Genomic DNA, 21775 nt, shown 5'->3' with positions numbered 1-21775 from the left:
CGTGGAGATTTTTCCGAACCCGGCGGCATTCCTCCGGTTGGCGACCGCGGTGGTCATCGAGCAGCACGACGAGTGGCAGGTCACCCGCCGGTATGTCTCGGATGTGAGCATGGACGAGCTCCGGGCGGTGATCGCCGCCAAACAGCACGCTACCGAACCGGCGTTGTCGTTGACCGGCTCGAGCGAAACAGCATAGTATCCAGCACGACTCGTTGATCACTACGTCTACTGCAGAGCCGATCCGAAGTCCACCACTCCACGGGGCACTATCGGCATCTGAGCCGACGCCCTCAATGTCTGCTCAAACTTATTTATCGTCGCGACCGGATCGGCTTTAGTCATTCGAGCAACTTATAGCAATCTACCGCCAGGGGTAGTTCGTCTTCGATGCCGTTGGGATCGAGTCCATCAAAGTGGTGTACGCGCTGCAGCTGAATGGGCTTGTAGGTGCGTAGAGACCGAACGAAGTAAGGCCATCGCGTGATTCATCGGAACAGCTACCGGCTGGGCTGACGAGAGAACACGCTATTACTGGACCGTCTCGGGCGTCTTGCCGCTCCTATATCGGTGACATCTCCGGTTGTCGAGTCGAAAGGCGAGCGTAATACGCCGCCTCGAATTCATCGGGCGGCCCGTATCCGAGACGGCTGTGCGGGCGACTGCGACTGAACCAGTCGACCCACTCCATCGTGGCGTATTCGATGTCCTCAACAGACCTGTAGGGACCGGGCTGGAACGGGTTTCCCTTGACGATCACTTCATTCTTGAACAACCCGATCGGGCACTCGGCCAGAGCATTGTCGTACGCGTCTCTCACGCTGCCGATCGACGCGGCACGACAATAGGCGAATCAGCCTCGCGCCATATCCACGAACCGCGACAGGTGCAGCTGGTGAGCCACGGTGATCGTCGCCGTCGGACCGTTACGGTGTTTACCGACGATCAGGTCGGCTTCACCACCGCGCGGGTCGTCGCGCTCGAATGCGTCGGGGCGATGCAACAGGATCACCATGTCGGCGTCCTGCTCGAGCGATCCCGACTCGCGGAGGTCGGAGACCATCGGCTTCTTGTCGGTGCGCTGTTCGGGACCACGGTTGAGCTGACAGATCGCGATGACCGGAACTTCGAGTTCCTTCGCGAGAAGCTTGAGGCTACGCGAGAATTCGGAGACTTCCTGCTGGCGCGACTCGACCTTCTTACCGGAGGTCATCAGCTGCAGATAGTCGACGACGATGAGACGGATGTCGTGTTTCTGCTTGAGCCGCCGTGCTTTCGCGCGGATCTCCATCATCGTCAGGTTCGGTGAATCGTCGATGTAGAGCGGCGCTTCGCTGATCTCGCTCATGCGCCGCGCGAGGCGGGTCCAGTCGTCGTCGGTCATGCGACCCGAACGCATGTCGCCGAGCTTGATCTTCGCCTCCGCGGAGAGCAAGCGCATGACGATCTCCGTCTTTCCCATCTCCAGGGAGAAGATGACGGACGCCATACCGTGCTTGATCGAGCACGACCGCATGAAGTCCATGCCGAGAGTCGAATTGTGCGTGGGCACCATCGCACGACCCGCGAGGTACATGTGGTCACCGTCGACCTCCACGCAGCGGACGGGCACCGACGCGACCGGGCGAACGGCCACGATGTGCCGTTCGCGAGCCACGGCGGTGCGGCATTCCTTGTGGCGCACTGCCTTGCTCGGAAGGACGAAGACGTCGTCGTCGGCGGTGAACGACACCACTCCGTCGTCGACGGTGCACGCGTAGCCCAAGCCCGCAACGAGTTCGGCGAGGTCGTGGGCGAGGCGCTCGCGCCCGGTGGAGAAGCGGATGGTGCCGTCGTCGTCGATGCGACCGCCGGCGTCGAGAAGGCCGGCGAGCAGGTCGCGGCGCTGCACGATCGAGCCGCGCTGGTATTCGACGGGAATGTGCGCCCCGAGCGACATCAATTCTTCGGTGAACCCGCCTTCCCCTTCCACCCGCATGTGTACCTCTGCGTCGGAGGGAGGGCCGCCGAGCCACGCACCGAGGGTGAACGGTGCGACCGGTAGGTCTGCCGGGGGGAGGGCCAAGGGATCGGTGTGGGGGACCGCGTGACCGGCGTCGACGGTGGCGGCGAGTTCGCCGGTGGTGCGCACCACCCCGTCGGCGGTGCGCCACTGGTGCTGTTCGTCGGCGACGAGCACCGTGCCGTCGGAGAACACGACATCGAAACAGGGCCGGTCGCGCATGATCTCGGTGGCCGCGAGCACGCGGGTGGGCTTTCCGTCGGGAGCGAGCAGTTCGTCGCCGACGCGGACCTCACCCATGGTGGTCCATCCGGTGGGTGTGGGGAGCGGGGTGTCGAGGGCGAGAGCCTTGCCGACGCCGGGACGGGCGGCGACGATGATCATCTGTCCCGGATGCAGTCCGTTGGTGAGTTCGTCGAGTTCGGCGAACCCCGTAGGCACGCCGACCGAGATGCCGCCGCGGCTGGCGATGGAGTCGATCTCGTCCATCGTCGGCTGCAGCAGTTCTTCGAGGGCCACGAAGTCTTCGGTGGTGCGCCGCTCGGACACATCGAAGATCTCGGCCTGCGCACGGTCGACGACTTCTGCGACGTCCTGACCGTCCGAGCCGGCATATCCGTATTGGACGATGCGCGTGCCCGCTTCGACGAGCCGTCGCAGGATGGCCTTCTCCGCAACGATCTCGGCGTAGAAGCCGGCGTTCGCGGCAGTAGGCACCGTCTGGGTCAGGGTGACGAGGTACGCGGGGCCGCCGATGCGCTTGAGCTCGCCTCGGCGGTCGAGTTCGGCCGACACGGTGACGGGGTCGGCGGGTTCGCCGCGGCTGTAGAGGTCGAGGATCGAGTCGTAGATGGCTTGGTGAGCGGGGCGATAGAAATCGCCGGGGCGCAGCACTTCGAGAACGTCGGCAATGGCGTCCTTGCTCAGCAGCATGCCGCCGATGACGGACTGCTCGGCAACCATGTCCTGCGGGGGCTGGCGACCGAAGTCACCACCTGAGTCTTCGTCAGGGGGCCCCGGATAGTCGGAATGGCCACGATCGTCCACAACAGCCAACGTGATGCCGCCTTCCGTCCAAATACCGTCGCCCGGTGGTTCGCCGGCCGTTGACCCGTACCGACTCCCGGTGGGCGCCACCGGGAAACACTCCACGTTCTACTCGTCCCCACCGACACCGCAGTGGGTTGCAGCTCCCCACGAGGGAGAGTTGCGCGCTCGACGTTAGGGACGATTTCGAGGGCGACCAAATCGGGTTGTGCACACAGTTGGGGATAGATTGTGGAATCAGGTGGACAGGGTTGTGCACCTGATGTGGATAACCTGGGGAGAACGCATCTCACATTTGATAACGATGCAGGTTAACTAGGGAAAATGGCTGTTCAGCCCTGTGGAAGAAGGAATTTTCGGCGTGTCGCGATAACAATGCCGCCCGGGCGTGTTCATCTGTTCGTTCCCGAAACGATATGACCCGAGTCACACCGGTGCGTTTACCCACACCCGCCATCCACAGGTTGTGCACAGATGCCGAGGAGCCCCGCGCAACCATCGCGCGGGGCTCCTCGAACCGGAAATCAGGCGCTCACGACGTCCAGCGTGAACTTCGCGACGACGTCCGGGTGCAGCTTCACGACGACCTGGTGCTTGCCGGTCGCCTTGATGTGAGCCTTGGGCAGCTCGACGAGGCGCTTGTCGACAACCGGGCCACCGGCAGCCTTGATGGCACCGGCAACGTCGGCCGCGGTAACCGAGCCGAACAGCTTGCCCGAGTCACCGGCGGTCTTGACGTTGAGCGAGACGCTCTCGAGACCCTCGATAGCGGTCTTGAGCTCCTTGGCGTGCTCCAGGCCGCGCACAGCGCGCGCTTCCTGTGCACGGCGGATGCCCTCGACCTGCTTCTCGGCGCCACGGGTGGCGACGATCGCCAGGCCGCGGGGCAGCAGGTAGTTGCGGCCGTAGCCGTCCTTGACCTCAACGGTGTCGCCAGGCGCACCGAGGTTGTCCACGTCAGCGGTGAGGATGAGCTTCATCGTGTTCCCTCCCTTTCCTAGCGAGCCGTCGAGACGTAAGGCAGCAAAGCGACCTCACGGGAGTTCTTGACAGCAACAGCGATATCGCGCTGGTGCTGCACGCAGTTGCCGGTGACGCGGCGAGCGCGGATCTTTCCGCGATCGCTGACGTACTTACGCAGCAGCGTTGTGTCCTTGTAATCGATCTGCGTGTTCTTTTCCTTGCAGAAAGCGCAGACCTTCTTCTTCAAAACCTTCTCGCGCGCGGGCGACTTAGGCATGGTCTTTCTCCGTACTTCTGGATGTTCCGATCGAAGGTCGGATCAGAACGGGGGCTCGTCGTCCCCGGAACCGCCGAACGAGCCGGCCTGCGGGGCATTGCCCCACGGGTCGTCGCCGCCGACGTTCGCGTTGGAACTAGGGCGTCCACCGCCCGATCCGCCGGAAGAACCACCGAAGCCGCCTCCGCCGCCGCCACCACGACCGGCCTTGCTGACCTTGGCGGTGGCATAGCGGAGCGAAGGGCCGATCTCGTCGACCTCGAGCTCCACGACAGTGCGCTTTTCGCCTTCACGCGTTTCGTAGCTGCGCTGCTTGAGCCGGCCCTGCACGATGACGCGCGAGCCCCGGGTCAAGCTTTCGGCTACGTTCTCCGCTGCCTCGCGCCAGATATTGCAGCGCATGAACAGAGCGTCGCCGTCTTTCCATTCGTTGGACTGACGGTCGAAGATGCGGGGAGTGGACGCGACCGTGAAGTTCGCGACCGCGGCACCCGCCGGGGTGAAACGCAGTTCGGGATCGGCGGTCAGATTGCCGACCACGGTGATGACGGTATCGCCTGCCATGTGGTTCCTCCTGCTGTGTGTGGAGACCTGATGCGCCAGAGCCTACGGCCAGGCGCCGACAGGCTCACTTGCCGTGGCGCAGAACCTTGGTGCGAAGCACCGACTCGTTCAGGCCGAGCTGGCGATCCAGCTCTGCAACCGTGGCGGGCGTCGCGCTGATGTCGATAACCGCGTAGATGCCTTCGCTCTGCTTCGCGATCTCGAATGCGAGACGACGCTTACCCCACACGTCGACCTTGTCGACCTTGCCGCCTTCTTGGCGAACAACATTGAGGAACGTATCCAGCGAGGGAGCAACAGTGCGCTCATCCAGGCTGGGGTCCAGGATGATCATCAATTCGTAATGACGCATAAGACCTCATCACCTCCTATGGACTGTGAACGGTCACGGACGATCCGTGACAGGAGGGTCGTTGCGTCAGCAACCCAAGAAGGGTACATGAGCCATCCCTGACCAGGGAAATCGACCTCCGCCCCGGGCAGCGGATTTGACCTAGGGTGAGGACATGCGCACGAGCCCCAGGACGATCTCGCTCGTCGCCGTCCTGACCTGCGCGATCGCGCTCTGGCTCGGATACCTCAACAAAGCCCGCTGCGCGGGTGCACCGTTCGACGAACTCGGTCGCACGATCCGCTTCGAGGACATCAAGGACGCGCACGTCTGTTATTCCGACATCCAGCAGTTGTGGCTCGGACGTGGCATCAATCTCCACCGGTTCCCCTTCGTCGACGGCAGCATCGACGCGGCCGGGAATCTCGTCGGAAGCACCGTCGAATATCCCGTGCTCAGCGGTCTGCTGATGTGGCTGGGCGCGATCGGCGTCCATACCGACGCCGACTTCCTGCTGCGGTCCGCACTGCTCCTCGCGCCGTTCGGACTCCTCACGGCGTGGCTGCTCGCGCGCCTCGCCGGATGGGCAGCGCTGGCGTGGTCGGCGACACCTCCACTGGTGCTCTACGCGTTCCTCAACTGGGATCTCCCGGTCGTCGCGATCACCGTCCTGGCGATCGCGGTGGTCGGCGTCGAACGCTGGTCGTTGCGCACGCGCGGCGTTCTTGCGGCCGCGCTTCTCGCGGTCGGGTTCTGCCTGAAGATCTATCCGGGCATCTTCGTCCTGCCGCTGATGATCTACATGTTCACGGGCGGTCGTGCGGCCGGCACGGTGCGTGACGTGCGGGGCGCGCTTGCGGTCGCCGGCGCCGCGGTGGCGACGACTGTCGCGATCAACCTTCCGTTCGCCGTCCTCGGGTACGAAGGCTGGCGTGCGTCGTTCACGTTCCAGCAGAACCGCGCCGCCGACGGGACGAGCAACTCGGTCTGGTTCTGGGGTCTGCGGCCTTTGCTGGGTGGTTACGAGGGCACGGGCGTGACACCGGAATTCAACGAGGTCGTCGCCGTCGCGTCTCCGCTGCTCATCGCCGCGTCGTTCCTCCTCGCCCTGTGGCTCGGCCGCCGGCGGTATCTCCGTGGGGGCCCGTATCCGTGGCTGCCGGTTGCGGCCGCGATGTTGTGCGGCTTCATGCTCTTCCACAAAGTCCACTCACCCCAGTACACGCTGTGGTTGTTGCCGCTGCTGGTCCTGCTGCAGGTTCCGTGGCGGCTTGTCGCGGCATACCTCCTCGTCGACCTCGCGATCGGTATCGGTGTCTTCCGCTGGTTCTACGCGACCGGAGGTGCGATCGACATCGAACTACCTCTCGTTCTCACCACGATCGGTGTGTGGGGACGCGCGATACTGTTGGTCGTACTGTTCTTCGTCTTCCTGCGCGCACCGCGGCGTCCGCCGCCCGGTACTCCACCCGCGGAGCGAGGTCGGGAAGCCCTCGGCACGGAAAGCGTTCGATGAGCGACATCTGGTCCGACCACCCGTCTCTCGAGGGTGCGCGCGTGCGGCTCGATCCGCTCACAGTCGCGCACGCGCCGCGACTGCTCGAGGCGGCCGACGATCCCGACGAGATCTTCCGCTGGTCCGCTGCCGTGATCCGCACTCCCGCGGACGCGGAATCGTTCGTCCGCAGCGCGGTGGACGATCCGGATCGGCAGCCCTACGCGGTGATCGACAAGGACACGGGCGCGGTCGTCGGGTCCACGTCGTACTACCTGCTCGAACCGGAACACCGCAAACTCACGATCGGCCATACCTGGCTGGCGACGTCGGCCCAGCGCACGCACGTCAACACGGAAGCGAAACTGCTGTTGTTGCGGCATGCCTTCGACGACCTTCGTGCGGTGCGTGTGGAGTGGCACACCGACGAATTCAACAATCGCTCGCGCGAGGCGCTCGCGCGCCTCGGTGCCCGGCACGAAGGATTGCTGCGCAAACACCGCCGGCGCCGAGACGGCTCGTGGCGTACGACCGCACTGTTCTCGATGACGGACGACGAATGGCCCGTCGCACGGGCAAGGCTGGAAGCGCGGGCGAACCGGTGACCTCCGGACCGTCGACCGGCAAGGAGTAGAGATGGGCAAGGTGGCTTGGGGATTCACGTGCTCGATCGACGGCTTCATCGCCGGTCCCGGGCACGACATGAGTTGGTTGTCCGCGGCCGAACCGATGGCCGAGGGCACCACGGAACGCATGGCGGGGGATGTTGCGGTGATCATCTCCGGCCGCGCAGGCTACGACGCGGCGAAGGAGCAGCAGGACGAACGCGACGAAGTGACCTCCCAGGCTTACGGGGGCGCCTGGTCGGGAACCGAATTCATCCTCACCCACCGGCCGGAAGAACTCGCCGACGATCCGACCGTCGTCGCGATGAACTGCGACATCGTGGAAGCGATTCGTCGCGCTCAGGAGATCGCGGGCGATCGGGACGTGCAGATCATCAGCGCGGATATCGCCCGGCAGGCGCTCGAGCACGATCTGATCGACGAGTTGCAGGTTTTCGTCGCCCCGGTGTTTCTCGGCGACGGCACCCGCATCTTCGACGTGCCGGGCGGTCGACGACTCGACTGGGAGTTGATCGACATCTACGAGGACAGTCCGCGCAGTTTCGGGCGGACCTACCGCCCGAAAGTGCGGTCCGATCGACCCCCCGTGGACTCGGCATGAGCGACACCGTGCGACCCGCGCTCGCGCGCCTGACCGCCCCGACACTCGTCGCGGCGGGTGCGGCGTGTGCGTGCGCGGCTGTCGTCTGGGCCGACCCGACCACTCCGGGCGGAGTGATCCCACCGTGCCCCACCTTCACGATCTTCGGCGTCTACTGTCCGGGGTGCGGGATGTCGCGAATGCTGTATTCGCTGGTGCACCTGGATATCCCGGCGGCGCTGCACTACAACGCGTTGGGCGTCGTCGCGGTGGCGGGCCTGCTGGCGGCGTTCGCGGTGTGGACCGTCGGCCGGATTCGCGGGACCGCAGCGGGACCACGCTGGAGCAGGTTCCGCTGGGCTCCGCACTTCGCGCTCGCGGTGATCGCACTGTGGTTCGTGGTGCGCAACATTCCGGTCGCGCCGTTCACTGCCCTGCGTATCTGACCCGTCCGAAGCGCGGGAGATACGTCATGCCGCGCGTAGCGACGACAGCGCAGCGTGTTGCTCGACGCGGACGCGGCGGGGGGTGAGAGCCATGGCTACCGCTGTTTGTTCGGGATCGAGGCCGACGATCGTGCGGAGGATCAGAATGTCCTGCTGGAGGCGCGTGAGGGGCGCGTCGCGCCGGACCGCGAAGCGGGTGTCGGCAGTTTCGGCCGCCAGGGAGTACGCGAGGCGCAGGAACGGCCGGTCGGCACCGGACGGCGCGGACAGTGCGGTGAGAATCGAACGGCACGCCTCGAGGGCGAGCCGATCCGCGTCCGAGAAGGAATAGCCCACGTGCTTCGCCCGTGCCCTGCTGTACGCCGACACGGCCGGGTGCAACTCCCGGAGCAGCACGGGAAGCGCCGCCGCGTCACCTGCGGCGACCGACCAGGCCAGATCGCACGCCGTGAAGTTCGAAGATGTACGACCGGCTCCCACAACCGGTGCTCGTCCGCCCGCCGTCACAGAACCTCCTCACTTCCCCTCCGACCCTAGGACCCGGAGGCGACCGGTGACCGTAGTCCATTTGGATGATTTCCGCTTTCCCACACGCTGGTGGGACGGCCGCAATCGATCGGGGAGCCAGGAGGGCGGATGGTCGGGCGCCTGGTCGAGGACGCCTCCCACCGGGTCGTCGATGAACCCGTATCGCACCGGATCCTTGACGGGCCGCCGAATCTGCCACAGCACCGCGGCGCACAGCGCCACCACGGCGACATCGCGGAGGAACACCGTGGCGGTGAACCACTGTTCCGGAAGCCCCTTCTCTGCGGGACCGAGGTAGTAGTACATGCGCGGTACCCACACCAGCGCGTCGACAGTCATCCAGGCCAGGAGCGCACGACGATGCGGGATGGCGAGTACCGCAAGAGGGACGAGCCAGAGCGAGTACTGCGGACTCCACACCTTGTTGGTGAGCAGGAACGCGGCAACGACCAGAAAGCACAGTTGAGCGAGCCGCGGGCGGCGCGGGGCGGTGAGCGCCACCAGTCCGATACCGGCGCATGCTGCGGCGAACAGCACCAGCGAGACGAGGTTGAGGGTGGACGGTGCCCAGTTCGGCCAGCCGACGAACGAGCGCAGCACGTTGTAGATCGAATCGGGATCGGCGCCCCGATCGGAGTTCAAACGGAAGAACTCGGCCCAGCCCGCCGGATACAGCAGCATGATCGGCAGGTTCACCACCAGCCACGTGGCCGCCGTCGCCCCCGCGGTTTTCGCGAACGGCCGGAGCTTCCCGGTACGCAGACACAGCACGAACAACGGGCCGAGCAGCAGCAGAGGATACAACTTCGTCGCGGCCCCGAGGCCGAGCAGCACACCGGCGAGGACGGGCCGGCGCCGCGCCCAGGCGAGCAACCCGCCGGCGGCGAACGCGGTGGTGAGCGCGTCGAAGTTGGTGAAGGCGTGCACGATGACGAGAGGCGAGGCTGCTACCAGCGCGGCGTCCCACACGCGTCGCCCCGCAGACATGGCGGTCGCCCAGACGGTCGCCAGCCACGCCAGCGCCAGGCCCCACGCGACGACGTTGAAGTAGATCGCGACCTGGAGACCACCGGGGAGCCACGGCGTCGCATCCCACGCCTTCGCGATGCGCATGGACGCGTACTGGTACATGCCCGCGACCACCGGGTACTCCATGTACCGGGTCTGCATCTGCCCGTCGGGGCCCGGTTCCTCCCACGACGTCTTGTACGGGAAGGCGCCTTCGCTGAGACGCTCCGCGCCGTACAGGGGAACGATGTCCGAGTAGCACATCGCCACGTACTGGCGGTTGTTGCTCCAGTCGAGACCCGGCGCGCCGTCCGGGCCCATCGGCGCTTGCTGGATGCACGCGGCTTTCGTGAACCAGCCGAACGCGAGGAACACCACGGCGAGGAGCAGCATCGCGCGCACGGGGGTGAAGAAGCGGGTCCGGCCGATCATGGCGTGCCGGCCCACCGGACCGCCGATCACCGTGGTCAGGCGCGACACCATCGGGTCTGTACGACCCGGGGTGTCGCGCCAATCCACCGATCGGCGGTCCTCGGCGAGTGGGCCCGGTGACACCGGTTCCCGGTTCTTGCGCTCCCCTTCGACCGTCACGCGACTTTTTTACCGTGCCGGTGCGAGTTCGGGCTGTTGTGCCTGCGCGCCGGGAACCGCTTGCCCGTTCTGTCCCGCCCCGTTCTGTCCCGGTACCCGGTTCTGCGTCGTCTGCTCGGAAGGAGCGTTGTCCTCGACGTTTCCGCCGGAGTCCTCCTCGTCCTGTTCGACGCCGGAGTCCGGACGCGAGGGCACGGTCGGGCGTGTGGTCTGCGGCGCGACTCCCGGTACCGGAATCGTGACGCCCGGGAAGATCTCCACGTTCTGGGTGGTGATCTCCGGGATCTCCGGGATGGTCGGAATGGTGCGGGAGGTTTCGGGCGCCGTCGTGGTGGGCTTCGCCGTTTCCGACGCCGTCCACGAAGGCACACCTGCCACACCCGAGATCGCTCCGGGCTTCGGGAACGATTCGACCTCGGTGCCCTGGAGAGCGCCGTCCATCGAGTCCTTCCAGATATCCGACGGCAGACCCGAGCCGTAGATCATCCCGCCCCAGCTGTTCTCGAGCGGGAGGCCTTCCTCGGTTCCCATCCACACGGCGGTGGACAGCGACGGCGTGTAACCGACCATCCATGCGTCCTTGTTCGACCCGGTATCGCCGAGCTGTGCGGTACCGGTCTTGGATGCGGACGGGCGGCTCCCGGCGAGCGCGTGCCCGTTGGAGTAGGCCGCGATCGGCATCATCGCGGCGGTGGTGTTGTCGGCGACGACCTCGTCGACGACCTGCTCGCCGACCGGGCTGCCGCGGTCCAGCAGGACCTCGCCCTCGGACGTGACGACCTTCTGCACGAAGTACGGCTCGTGGTACCGGCCGGAGGCTGCGAGCGTCGCGTAGGCGGATGCCATGTCGAGCACGCGGGACTGGTACTGGCCCAGCACGATTCCGTAGTTGGGGCCGGCTCCGTTCGGCTCGGTGAGCGTCTCACCGATACCCGGAACCTCCTTGGGGATGCCCAGCTTGTGTGCCATGTCGGCGATCGCCTGCGGGCCGTCGTCCATCTCGAGCATCATCCGGTAGAAACTCGTGTTCAGCGACCGCTTGAGCGCCTCCGCGATGGTGCATTCGCCACACGACTGGCCTTCGACGTTGCCGATCTTGATGCCGTTGACTGTCAGCGGACCGCTGTCGTAGGTCTTGGACAGCGGCACACCCTGATCGAGGTTCGCGGCGAGACCGAACACCTTGAACGACGAACCCGTCTGCAGGCCCGCGCTGGCGAAGTCGTAACCGATACCGCTTTCACCGCCGTAATAGGCACGCACCGCACCGGATCGCGGATCGACCGAGACGACGGCCGTGCGCAATTCCTCCGGTTCGCCTTCGAGGTTGGACCGCACGGCGTCGAGTGTCGAGGCCTGTGCCTGCGCATCGATCGTCGTGGTGATGTCGAGTCCCGCGGTGTTGAGCAGGGTCTCGTCGATTCCCTCGGATGCCAGTTCCCGCAGGACCTGGTTCTTGATCAGGCCCTCGGGACCGGAGGACTGGTCGCCGTTGTCGAGTTCCGCGAGCGGGACGTACGCGGGGTACTCCATGCCTGCGCGGTCGGCGGAGTTGAGGGTGCCGGCGGCCACCATGCCGTCGAGCACGTAGGTCCAGCGCGACTTGGCGCCCTCGGGGTTCTGCTCGGGGTCGAGCAGCGACGGCAGCTGGATGGACGACGCGAGGACCGCGCCTTCTTCGACGGTCAGTTCGTTGACCGGCTTGCCGAAGTACGCGTTCGACGCGGCGGAAATCCCGTACGCGCCGCGGCCGTAGTAGATGGTGTTGAGGTAGGCGGCGAGGATGTCGTCCTTCGACCACTGATTCGCCATCTTCACCGAAAGAACGAGTTCCTTCATCTTGCGGGTCAGGCTGCGCTCGTTGCCGACCAGAGCGGTCTTGACGTACTGCTGTGTGATGGTCGAACCACCACCGGCGCTCTCGCGGCCGAGGATGTTGTCGCGCGCGGCCCGCGCGAAACCGGACGCCGAGAAGCCCGGGTTGGAGTAGAAGTCGCGATCTTCCGCGGCGAGCACGGCGTTTCGCACGTGCAACGGGATCTGGTCGAGTTCGACCTCGTGGCGGTTGCCTTCCGGCGGAATCACCTTGGTGATGACGCCGGTCCCGTCGGAGTTGTAGATCGTCGCAGCCTGGTTGGTGACGAGCTCACCCGGACGCGGCACGTCCTGTGCCACGTACGCGAGCATGAAGGCGAGCAACGGGATGAGGATGCCCGCGGCCACGACGCCGTAACCGACACGACGGATGGTGCGCCAGGGGATCTTTCTGCCGCCGCCGCTTCCGTCACCACCACGACCGCCGCCGCCCTTGCCGCGACGGGTGGGCGGCGGCGTACCGGGCGGACCGCCCGCGACAGCGGTCGTCGGCCGGGAGTCCTGCGGGGAGCGAGACGGCGGACCGGCAGGGGACGCCACGCGGCGGGTGGCCGCACCGGGGTCGGACGGACCGCCCTGGGGACCGCGTGCCGCGTCGGGACCCTGCGGCGGGCGCTGCGGCGCACGTCCCTGGGGAGTGTTGTGGCCGGGAGCAGGCGGGAACTGCTGGGTGCGCTGCGGAGGGTTCGCTCCCGGCGGCACCGGACCTGCGCCCGGTCCGCGAGGCGGCAGGGCGTTCGGGTTCTGGGCGTTCGGGTTGGACGGCGCGGGACCCCGGCGCGGGGGATACGGCTGTCCCTGGGGAGGCTGCTGCGGCCGCCCCTGCGGGAACGGCTGGGGAGGGTACGGCGGACGGCCGCCGGACTGCGGCGGCTGAGGCTGGCCGGGCCGGCCCTGGGGGCGCGGCTGAGGCGGCAACGGTCGTCCCTGGGCGGGTCCCCCTTGCGGCGCCGGTCGCTGCTGCGGCGGCGGCCCTGCCGGGTTGTCCCGGTGAGGCGGATCGGACCTGTTGCCCTCGGGTTCGTTGTCGGGGGAACTCACGTACTCATCTCCAACTGTTTGCGCGACGCGTGACGCCGCATCTTCGAATGCCCGTCCGAAGACGGGCACGCGAGGATTGGTTCGTGCGGGCGGTATGCGGGAAGGAACTTCATCGGGCAGCGTTCGCTCACGTCGTCCGGCGCCCGTTCACTCGCTCGCGGTGCGACGGTCCTGCCCCGTCGTCCGGCGACGTGGGCGTTTCGGGGCCGGTTGCGACCCCAGGACGTACGACTGCACCAGGTGATTCCAACTACACGTGCGACATACCTCGACCACATGGACCGAGAATTCCTCCTGGCTGGCGGCCAGGCGGGTCAGCTCTTCGGGCGTTCGGGCCGACCCGGACACCGGGCCGAGCTTTTCGCCGAAGACCCACGAGACGAGGGTCACCTGCTCCTTGCGGCAGATCGGGCAGGTGACGTCGCTGCCCTTGCCGTGGAACTTTGCTGCCCGGAGCAGGTAGGGGCCGGCGTCGCAGACTTCGGCCACACCGCGCCGCCCCGAGTAGACCTCGGCAAGCAGCGACCGACGCTGCAACGCGTAGTCCACCACCTGCCGCTGAATTCGCACGGACCCCAGAGTACGTGCGCCGGGGCGACAGGTGGGTGCGGAGTGGTAACAGCAACCCTGTGACGCGCGGCAATCTCGGCCCCGCCGGAGGTGCCCGCAACAACCGAGGGCCGTCCGGGAACCGCTTTCCACCTGGACGGATGTTCCGGATGATTTCACCAAGGCGTATCGTCGTTTATATCGGCGCGATATAGTTTTGTGTCGTATCCATCGGTTGGTTCACTCGGACAAGGAGGTGACTCGTGCTGGAACTGGCTATCCTCGGTCTCCTCCTCGAGTCGCCTATGCACGGGTACGAGCTGCGTAAACGCCTCACCGGGCTCCTCGGGCCGTTCCGTGCCTTCTCCTACGGGTCTCTCTATCCGACTCTGCGACGCATGCAGGCGGACGGGCTCATCGAAGAGGATTCGGGAGTTCCCGGGACCGTCAAGCGACGCGCCCGGCGCGTGTATCGGCTCACTCCGGCGGGGCGGGAACGCTTCACCGAACTGGTCGCCGACACGGGACCCCAGAATTACACCGATGACGGATTCGGTGTGCACCTCGCTTTCTTCAGTCGCACCCCCGCCGAGGCGCGGATGCGAATTCTCGAGGGCAGGCGCCGCCAGGTCGAGGAGCGCAGGGAAGCGCTCCGCGACGCGATCGGACGGGCCGGCGGCACCTTGGACCGCTACACCCGTCAACTCCATCAGCTCGGCCTCGAATCGAGCGAACGCGAAGTGCGGTGGCTCAACGAACTGATCGCCGCCGAGCAGTCGACAGCAGCACGCAACAAAGAAGGAGAACCCGACCATGGGTGAGAACAGCACCGCGGTGCGCGTGGCCATTGTGGGCGTGGGGAACTGTGCCTCGTCCCTGGTCCAGGGCGTCGAGTACTACAAGGACGCGGACGCCACCGCTTCCGTCCCCGGCCTGATGCACGTGGAGTTCGGCCCGTACCACGTGCGCGACGTCCAGTTCGTCGCCGCATTCGATGTGGACGCCAAGAAGGTCGGATTCGACCTGTCCGAGGCGATCCTCGCGAGCGAGAACAACACCATCAAGATCGCCGACGTACCGCCGACCGGCGTGACCGTGCAGCGCGGCCACACTCTCGACGGCATCGGCAAGTACTACGCCGAGACCATCGAGGTCTCCGAGGCCGAACCCGTCGACGTCGTGAAGGTCCTGAAGGACGCCGAGGTCGACGTCCTCGTGTCCTACCTCCCCGTCGGCTCGGAACAGGCCGACAAGTTCTACGCACAGTGCTGCATCGACGCCGGTGTGGCGTTCGTCAACGCGCTGCCCGTGTTCATCGCGTCCGACCCCGTGTGGGCCAAGAAGTTCACCGACGCGGGTGTCCCCATCGTCGGCGACGACATCAAGTCGCAGGTCGGTGCCACCATCACCCACCGCGTGATGGCGAAGCTGTTCGAGGATCGCGGCGTCGTGCTCGACCGCACGTACCAGCTCAACGTCGGCGGCAACATGGACTTCAAGAACATGCTCGAGCGTGAGCGTCTCGAGTCCAAGAAGGTCTCCAAGACCCAGGCCGTCACGTCGAACCTCACCGGTCCCCTCGCCGGCAAGGTCCACGACCGCGACGTGCACATCGGTCCGTCCGACTACGTGCAGTGGCTCGACGACCGCAAGTGGGCGTACGTGCGCCTCGAAGGCCGCGCCTTCGGTGACGCTCCGCTCAACCTCGAGTACAAGCTCGAGGTCTGGGACTCGCCGAACTCCGCCGGCATCATCATCGACGCGATCCGTGCGGCGAAGATCGCCAAGGACCGCGGCATCGGCGGACCGATCCTTCCGGCTTCCGCGTACCTGATGAAGTCCCCGCCGGTCCAGATGGCGGACGACAAGGCTCGTAACGAGCTCGAGGCCTTCATCATCGGCGCCGACGCCTGATTCTCACGCTCTACCGGATGTCACATTCGGGCAGTACGACGACTGCCCGAATGTGACATTCTGCTTTTTCGGACCGGAGGAGCGTCACACCATCCGGCGGACCACCGACAGCGGCAGCACCTTCATCGCGAAGCCCAGCGGCACCCAGGGCCACGCGGGCACGTAGGCGCGGGCAGGCTCTCTCTCGATCGCGGCCGCCAGTGCGCGACATCCCGTTTCCGTGTCGACGATGAACGGCACGTTCTTCACCTTCTCGTTGATCTCCGACCGGATGAAGCCCGGGTAGATCGTGCTCACACCGATTCCCGTGTTCGCCAGGTCCGCCCGCATCCCCTCGCCGAGCGACGCCACCGCGGCCTTCGAAGCCGCATAGGTGGTCATGTTCCTCGGCATTCCGCGGAGAGCGCTCATCGACGAGATGAGCGCGACGTGCCCGGCGTTGCGCGGTCGCATGAGTTCGAGCGCGGCTTCGCTCTGCGCGAGGGCACCGAGGAAGTTCGTGGTGGCCGTCTGCGCGTTCGCACGAAAATAGCCGGTGCCCAACGGTTGTCCCTTGCCGAGACCCGCGTTGACGATCACCCGGTCGAGACCTCCGAGTTCCTCGTCGAATTCACGGAAGACGGTGAAGACGTCGTCGTGCCGGTCGACGTCGAGAGCACGCAGCGTCACCGTGATGTGCGGATGTTCGGCGAGCAACTCGGTACGCAGTGCCTCGAGCCGGTCGACGCGCCGCGCCGCGAGTGCGAGATTTCGTCCCCGCGCCGCGAACTCGCGCGCCATCCCGGCACCGAGGCCGGAACTGGCACCGGTGATGAGGATGTTGCGTCGTTCCGGTCGGCTCATCGCACTTCGCTTTCGATTCGGTCGATCAGCGCGTTGCAGCGCGTATCGAGATAGCCGACGATGACCCAGAAATCCTTGAACGCCGGGTTGGTGGTCTGGCCGTGGTGGTAGCGGTAATAGATCTGCTGCGCGATGACGGCGAGCCGGAACAGGCCGAACACCTCGTAGAAACCCCAATTGTCCACCGGCAATCCGGTTTTCTCGGAGTAGTAGTCGACGATCTCCTGCCGGGTGAGCATCCCGGGAAGGTCGGAGGGCTGCCGCTTGGTCGCGAGCAGCATCGGATCGTCGTCGGCTTGCACCCAATAGGCCAGGGACGAACCGAGATCCATCAGCGGGTCGCCGACGGTGGCCAGTTCCCAGTCGAGAACCGCCAGCGGTGTGCACGGATCGGTCTCGTCGAGCACGACGTTGTCGAGGCGGAAGTCACCGTGGACGACCGTTTGCGCCACGTCGGCGGGCTGTGCTCGATCGAGCCAGGTCCGCACCCGGTCGAAGTCGGGAACGTTGTCGGTGCGGGCCTTCTCGTACCGTGACGACCACCCCGCCACCTGGCGGGCGACATATCCGGTGCCGCGGCTGAACTCGTCCAGTCCGGTCGCGGCCGCGTCGACGCTGTGCAATTCGACGAGCAGATCGACGATCCGCAAGCAGAGGCCGCGGGTCTGTTCGGGCGTGAGTGCGAGATCCGTCGGCGGATTCGTGCGCAGGATCGTTCCGGGTACGCGTTCCATGACGTAGAAATCACTGCCCAGGACGCTGTGGTCGGTGCACAGGCCGATCATCGTCGGGACGTACGGGTAGACAGGGGCGAGCAGCGACTGGATGCGGTACTCGCGCACCATGTCGTGGCCGGAGGACGGTTTCGCGCCCACCGGTGGTCGCCGGAGCACGAGATCGCGGTCCGGGTACCGCAGCAGATAGGTGAGATTCGATGCGCCACCCGCGAACTGGTGGACCGCGGGAACGCCGTCGATGCCGGCATGCTCGGAGAGCCACGACGCCACCGCGGCGACGTCGAATGCGTCTTCCTCACGCACATCGCGCGCGTTGTCGGGAAGAGTCGTCACTTCTGCCGTACCCCGTCCTGCTTGTACTTGCCGAGTTCGCCGCGCGCGATCAATCCCTGATGGACCTCGTCCGGCCCGTCGGCGAGACGCAACGCACGGGCCGCCGTCCAGGCTCCGGCGAGAGGGAAATCGTCGGACAGCCCCGCGCCACCGTGGATCTGGATCGCGAAATCGACGATCTGCTGCGTCACGCGGGGCGCCGCGACCTTGATCTCGGAGACTGCCGACCGGGCACCGGCGAGACCTTGCGTATCGAGCAGCCATGCCGCGTGGAGAACGAGCAGTCGCAGCTGATTGATCGCGATGCGGGCGTCGGCGACGCGCTCACGATTACCCCCGAGGTCGATGAGGGGTTTGCCGAACGCGGTGCGCTCGAGGCCGCGACGGCACGCGAGTTCGAGAGTGCGCTCGGCGAGGCCGACGAGACGCATGCAGTGGTGGATACGGCCGGGTCCGAGTCTGCCCTGGGCGATCTCGAATCCTCGGCCGGGGCCGGCGATGATCGCGTCGAGCGGCAGCCGCACATCGGTGAACGACACCTCGCCGTGCCCTGCGGGCTCGTCGTAGAACCCCATCGTCGGCAACATGCGTTCGATCGTCACGCCCGGGGTGTCCACGGGAACGAGGACCATCGAATGCCGTTGGTACTTGTGAGCTTCCGGATCGGTCAGCCCCATGAAGATCAGGACCTTGCAGTCCGGGTGCCCGATGCCGGTGCTCCACCACTTGCGCCCGTTGAGCACCACCTGGTCGCCCTCCACCACGGCGGTCGCGGCCATGTTGGTCGCGTCCGACGAGGCGACACCGGGTTCGGTCATGCAGAACGCGGAGCGAATCTCGCCGTCGAGCAGGGGGCGGAGCCACTGATCCTTCTGGGCTGCACTGCCGTAGTGGTAGAGCACCTCCATGTTGCCCGTGTCGGGCGCGGCGCAGTTGAACACCGCGGAGTAGAACGGCGAGCGTCCCATTTCCTCTGCGAGCGAGGCATATTCGACGTTCGACAGACCGGCGCCGAGTTCCGCGTCCGGAAGGAAGAGATTCCACAGTCCCTGGGCGCGGGCAGCACGCTGGAGTTCGCGGAACTCGTCGCTCACCGCCCATGCGTCTGCACCGGAAGTGTCCTGGCGCTGGGCCTGGGCGACGCCGCGGGCGGCGTGCAGGCGGGCTTCCACCGGCGCGACCTCGTCGGCGATGAACGTGCGGAGCCGCTCGAGATAGTCGCGGCTGCGGTCGGACTGTCCGAAATCCATGTGCGCCTTCCGTAGGAACGGTAATGAGCAATGCTCAGTTAGGCTAACCGGATGAGCACCCCGCGACAAGAGGTCGGCAAACGCCGACGGCTGCCACCCGAGGAACGACGCCGGCAACTCGTCGCGATCGGTCTGCAGGAACTCGCGACGCGCCCCATCCACGCGCTCTCCATCGATCGTGTCGCCGACATCGCCGGAATCTCCCGCAGCCTGTTGTTCCGGTACTTCCCGACGAAACAGGACTACTACGTGGCGATCGTCGGTTCCGCCTCGCGCCGCCTGCTGCGCGCGGCGGTACCCGCCCCGGGCGACCCCGATCCGCTACGCGCGATTCTGCAGGCGTTCGTGTCGTTCATCGACCGGCACGGCGACAACTACCAGACCTTCTTCCACGGCGGATACGGGTCCGATCCGCAGATCCGCGAGATCCACGGTTCGATGAAGAACACCCTGGTCGATCGCGTGATCTCCGCGCTCGGGTGCGCGGACGGCTCGCTCACCCGGATGCGGCTTCGGGGATGGTGGTCGCTGGTCGAATCCCTCGCAATCGACCGGCTGCACGAACCGGGGCTCTCCGTCGACGATGTGGTCGACTACGTCAGCACGCTCCTGCCCGCCGTCCTCACGCCGGACGACGAGCTCACAGCCCCGGAATCTGGATCGTGACCCCGGGGAACACCTCGATCTGCGGCGGGACGGGCACGGGTAGCTGAACCGGCGGTGCCGGAATCGTGATCGGCGGAAGATTCGAGAAATCCGGAAGCCGGAACCCGGGGACGGGGGCTTCCGACTCGGGCTCCTCGATTCCCGGGTCGGCCGGTACGCCGGCCTGACCGCCGATCGGTGCCGGCCACGGGAAGCTCTCCACCTCGGTACCGGCGAGGGCGCCGTCCATCGTGCCCTTCCAGATGTCCGCCGGCAGGCTCGACCCGTAGATCGATCCGCCCCAGCTGTTGGTGATGGGACCGGCGTCGGGTGTTCCGATCCAGACCGCTGTCGACAGGGACGGGGTGTATCCCACCATCCACGCGTCCTTGTTGAGCCCGGTGTCGCCGAGCTGCGTGGTGCCGGTCTTCGCCGCCGAGGGGCGGCCCCCGGCCAGTGCATGTCCGCGCGAGTGCGCCGCGATGGGCAGCATCGCCTGCGTGGCATTGTCGGCGACGGCGGGATCGATGCGCTGTTCGGCGGGGGAGGCGGGCCGATCGAGAAGTACCACACCGTCCGCCGTGACGACCTTCTGCACGAAGTACGGCGCGCGGTACGTCCCGGACGCGGCGAGCGTCGCGTACGCCGATGCCATGTCGATGACCCGGGACTCGTACTGGCCGAGCACGATGCCGCCTTCGGGAGGCCCGTTCGTCGTTCCGAGGGTGGTGCCTTCGACGCCGGGAATGGTCTTCGGGATTCCCGCCCGGTGTGCGATGTCGGCGATCTTCTGCGGACCGTCCTTCATCGACATCATGAGCCGGTAGAAGCTGGTGTTGAGCGACCGCTTGAGTGCTTCCGCGATGGTGCACCGCCCGCACGATTCGCCCTCGACGTTGCCGATCTCGAGGTTCCCGATCTTCAGCGGTGAGCTGTCGAACTTCGCGTTCAGACCGATCCCCTCGTCGAGTGCCGCGAGCAGGCCGAACACCTTGAACGACGAACCGGTCTGCAGGGGCGCCTGCGCGTAGTCGAACCCGGCGCCGTCCTCACCGCCGTAATAGGCGCGTACGGCACCGGACCGGGGGTCGATCGACACGACCGCGGTGCGGAGGTCGGGGTTCTCGCCTTCGAGCGTGCGGCGCGCGGAGCCGACGGCAGCCTCTTGCGCGACGGGGTCGATGGTCGTGGTGATGCGCAGGCCCTCGGTGTTGAGAACCTGCTCGCTGATTCCGGCCTGTGACAGTTCGCGCAGGACGTGGGACCGGATCAGGCCCTCCGGTCCCGTCGCCTGACTCGCGAGCGCGAGCGAGTTCGACGGCACGGTGTCCGGGAACACCTGGGTGGCGCGCTCACCTTCGTCGAGCACGCCCATACCCACCATGCCGTCCAGCACGTAGTTCCAGCGTGCCTCGACGGCGAGGCGGTTGTACTCGGGATCGAGAGTCGACGGGGTCTGGATCACGCCCGCGAGCACGGCCCCTTCGGACACCGACAGCTCACCGACGGGCTTGCCGAAATATGCCTGCGACGCCGCCGCGATTCCGTATGCGCCGCGCCCGAAATAGATCGTGTTGAGGTACGCCTCGAGGATCTCGTCCTTCGACCATTCGCGGGCCATCTTCGTGGAGATGACGAGTTCGCGCATCTTCCGGTCGAGAGTGCGGTCCGCGCCGACCAGGACGTTCTTGACGTACTGCTGCGTGATCGTGGAACCGCCACCGGCGCTTTCCTTACCCATGACGTTGTCGCGGGCCGCGCGGGCGAAGCCTGTGATCGAGAAACCCGGGTTGGTGTAGAAGTTGCGGTCTTCGGCCGACAACACCGCGTCGCGGACGTGCACGGGCACGTCGTCGATGGTGATCTCGACGCGGTTCCCTTCGGGCGGCACGACCCGCGTGATCTCGGTCGTGTCGTCGGCGGCATAGATCCGCGCGATCTGGTTCGTCTTCAGGTCGGCCGGACGCGGAACCTCTGTCGCCGTGTACGACGACATGAAGAACCCCGCGGGCACGATCACCAGAAGCGCGACGACGGCGAGCACTACCCACCGCGCGATCCGCCACCCACTCGAGCGCGCGGACTTTCTAGAACCGTTCCTGCCGGTTGTGTGCCTGTTCGAGGAAGTCACTC

General features: G+C 66.3%; 20 protein-coding genes and 2 pseudogenes. 8 read left to right on the top strand and 14 right to left on the bottom strand.

Annotation, left to right across the window (positions count from 1 at the left end):
* A pseudogene (locus HF886_RS11400) lies at positions 1-196 on the top strand (IS256 family transposase); the annotation flags it as partial.
* Positions 197-559: 363 nt separating this feature from the next.
* Here the strand turns inward: HF886_RS11400 and HF886_RS11395 are convergent.
* The 6 genes and pseudogenes from HF886_RS11395 to rpsF form a co-directional block, all read right to left on the bottom strand.
* Positions 560-832 (bottom strand): annotated as a pseudogene (locus HF886_RS11395) (integrase core domain-containing protein); the annotation flags it as partial.
* Between the two features lie 18 nt (positions 833-850).
* Positions 851-3055 carry a replicative DNA helicase gene (dnaB, locus tag HF886_RS11390; RefSeq protein ID WP_206038688.1) on the bottom strand — a complete coding sequence of 735 codons (2205 nt, stop codon included), beginning with the start codon at positions 3053-3055 and terminating at the stop codon, positions 851-853.
* A 515-nt stretch (positions 3056-3570) separates the two neighbouring features.
* Positions 3571-4026, bottom strand: coding sequence for a 50S ribosomal protein L9 (gene rplI / locus HF886_RS11385; RefSeq protein WP_169620971.1), 456 nt, complete (start codon positions 4024-4026; stop codon positions 3571-3573).
* A 17-nt stretch (positions 4027-4043) separates the two neighbouring features.
* On the bottom strand, positions 4044-4286 hold the full coding sequence (gene rpsR, locus HF886_RS11380) for a 30S ribosomal protein S18 (protein WP_169620970.1): 243 nt from the start codon (positions 4284-4286) through the stop codon (positions 4044-4046).
* Between the two features lie 42 nt (positions 4287-4328).
* A complete protein-coding gene (locus tag HF886_RS11375; protein ID WP_169620969.1) occupies positions 4329-4850 on the bottom strand; it encodes a single-stranded DNA-binding protein in 522 nt (173 codons plus the stop codon).
* A 64-nt stretch (positions 4851-4914) separates the two neighbouring features.
* Positions 4915-5202, bottom strand: a complete 288-nt coding sequence (gene rpsF / locus HF886_RS11370) for a 30S ribosomal protein S6 (RefSeq protein WP_072700991.1) — start codon at positions 5200-5202, stop codon at positions 4915-4917.
* A 154-nt stretch (positions 5203-5356) separates the two neighbouring features.
* Here rpsF and HF886_RS11365 point away from each other — a divergent pair, with 154 nt between their 5' ends.
* Genes HF886_RS11365 through HF886_RS11350 form a run of 4 tightly spaced genes read left to right on the top strand, consistent with a single transcriptional unit; the run spans position 5357 to position 8328 of the window.
* Positions 5357-6697: a glycosyltransferase 87 family protein gene (locus HF886_RS11365; protein WP_169652341.1), complete on the top strand. Its 1341-nt coding sequence runs from the start codon at positions 5357-5359 to the stop codon at positions 6695-6697.
* A complete protein-coding gene (locus HF886_RS11360) occupies positions 6694-7281 on the top strand; it encodes a GNAT family protein (RefSeq protein WP_169620967.1) in 588 nt (195 codons plus the stop codon). Before HF886_RS11365 ends, HF886_RS11360 begins: the two co-directional genes overlap by 4 nt.
* 31 nt (positions 7282-7312) lie before the next feature.
* Positions 7313-7903: a dihydrofolate reductase family protein gene (locus HF886_RS11355; RefSeq protein WP_169620966.1), complete on the top strand. Its 591-nt coding sequence runs from the start codon at positions 7313-7315 to the stop codon at positions 7901-7903.
* The gene (locus HF886_RS11350; RefSeq protein WP_169620965.1) at positions 7900-8328 is read left to right on the top strand and encodes a DUF2752 domain-containing protein; all 429 of its coding nucleotides are present in this window, start codon (positions 7900-7902) and stop codon (positions 8326-8328) included. The genes HF886_RS11355 and HF886_RS11350 overlap by 4 nt, the downstream gene beginning before the upstream one ends.
* Positions 8329-8352: 24 nt before the next feature.
* On the opposite strand, the gene HF886_RS11345 is transcribed toward HF886_RS11350, so the two are convergent.
* The 4 genes from HF886_RS11345 to HF886_RS11330 form a co-directional block, all read right to left on the bottom strand.
* The gene (locus HF886_RS11345; protein ID WP_169652340.1) at positions 8353-8835 is read right to left on the bottom strand and encodes an RNA polymerase subunit sigma-24; all 483 of its coding nucleotides are present in this window, start codon (positions 8833-8835) and stop codon (positions 8353-8355) included.
* A gap of 9 nt (positions 8836-8844) precedes the next feature.
* Positions 8845-10455, bottom strand: a complete 1611-nt coding sequence (locus HF886_RS11340; RefSeq protein WP_169652339.1) for a glycosyltransferase family 87 protein — start codon at positions 10453-10455, stop codon at positions 8845-8847.
* Positions 10456-10464: 9 nt separating this feature from the next.
* Positions 10465-12717 (bottom strand): transglycosylase domain-containing protein, encoded by a 2253-nt coding sequence (locus tag HF886_RS11335; RefSeq protein ID WP_296550393.1) that lies wholly within the window; start codon positions 12715-12717, stop codon positions 10465-10467.
* An 801-nt stretch (positions 12718-13518) separates the two neighbouring features.
* Positions 13519-13941, bottom strand: coding sequence for a DUF5318 domain-containing protein (locus tag HF886_RS11330; protein ID WP_169620962.1), 423 nt, complete (start codon positions 13939-13941; stop codon positions 13519-13521).
* Between the two features lie 242 nt (positions 13942-14183).
* On the opposite strand from HF886_RS11330, the gene HF886_RS11325 reads away from it, so the two are divergent.
* Together HF886_RS11325 and HF886_RS11320 are read left to right on the top strand one after the other, a co-directional pair.
* Entirely contained in the window at positions 14184-14741 is a 558-nt protein-coding gene (locus tag HF886_RS11325; protein WP_169620961.1) for a PadR family transcriptional regulator, read from the top strand.
* Complete coding sequence (locus tag HF886_RS11320) at positions 14734-15834, top strand: inositol-3-phosphate synthase (protein WP_169652338.1); 1101 nt, start codon at positions 14734-14736, stop codon at positions 15832-15834. Before HF886_RS11325 ends, HF886_RS11320 begins: the two co-directional genes overlap by 8 nt.
* A gap of 84 nt (positions 15835-15918) precedes the next feature.
* Here HF886_RS11320 and HF886_RS11315 read toward each other — a convergent pair whose 3' ends face one another.
* Genes HF886_RS11315 through HF886_RS11305 form a run of 3 tightly spaced genes read right to left on the bottom strand, consistent with a single transcriptional unit; the run spans position 15919 to position 18997 of the window.
* A complete protein-coding gene (locus HF886_RS11315; protein WP_169652337.1) occupies positions 15919-16677 on the bottom strand; it encodes an SDR family oxidoreductase in 759 nt (252 codons plus the stop codon).
* Entirely contained in the window at positions 16674-17747 is a 1074-nt protein-coding gene (locus tag HF886_RS11310; protein ID WP_169620958.1) for a phosphotransferase family protein, read from the bottom strand. The genes HF886_RS11315 and HF886_RS11310 overlap by 4 nt, the downstream gene beginning before the upstream one ends.
* Positions 17744-18997 (bottom strand): acyl-CoA dehydrogenase family protein, encoded by a 1254-nt coding sequence (locus tag HF886_RS11305; RefSeq protein ID WP_169620957.1) that lies wholly within the window; start codon positions 18995-18997, stop codon positions 17744-17746. Before HF886_RS11305 ends, HF886_RS11310 begins: the two co-directional genes overlap by 4 nt.
* Before the next feature lie 51 nt (positions 18998-19048).
* On the opposite strand from HF886_RS11305, the gene HF886_RS11300 reads away from it, so the two are divergent.
* On the top strand, positions 19049-19663 hold the full coding sequence (locus HF886_RS11300; protein WP_169652336.1) for a TetR/AcrR family transcriptional regulator: 615 nt from the start codon (positions 19049-19051) through the stop codon (positions 19661-19663).
* Here HF886_RS11300 and HF886_RS11295 read toward each other — a convergent pair.
* Positions 19638-21773 (bottom strand): transglycosylase domain-containing protein, encoded by a 2136-nt coding sequence (locus HF886_RS11295; RefSeq protein WP_169652335.1) that lies wholly within the window; start codon positions 21771-21773, stop codon positions 19638-19640. The genes HF886_RS11300 and HF886_RS11295 overlap by 26 nt on opposite strands.
* Positions 21774-21775 lie beyond the last annotated feature (2 nt).

The organism is Rhodococcus sp. 105337, assembly GCF_012844225.1.
Classification (GTDB): Bacteria; Actinomycetota; Actinomycetes; order Mycobacteriales; family Mycobacteriaceae; genus Rhodococcus.
The sequence above is the reverse complement of the archived record's forward strand: the minus strand, read 5'-3'. Positions and strand labels throughout refer to the sequence as shown.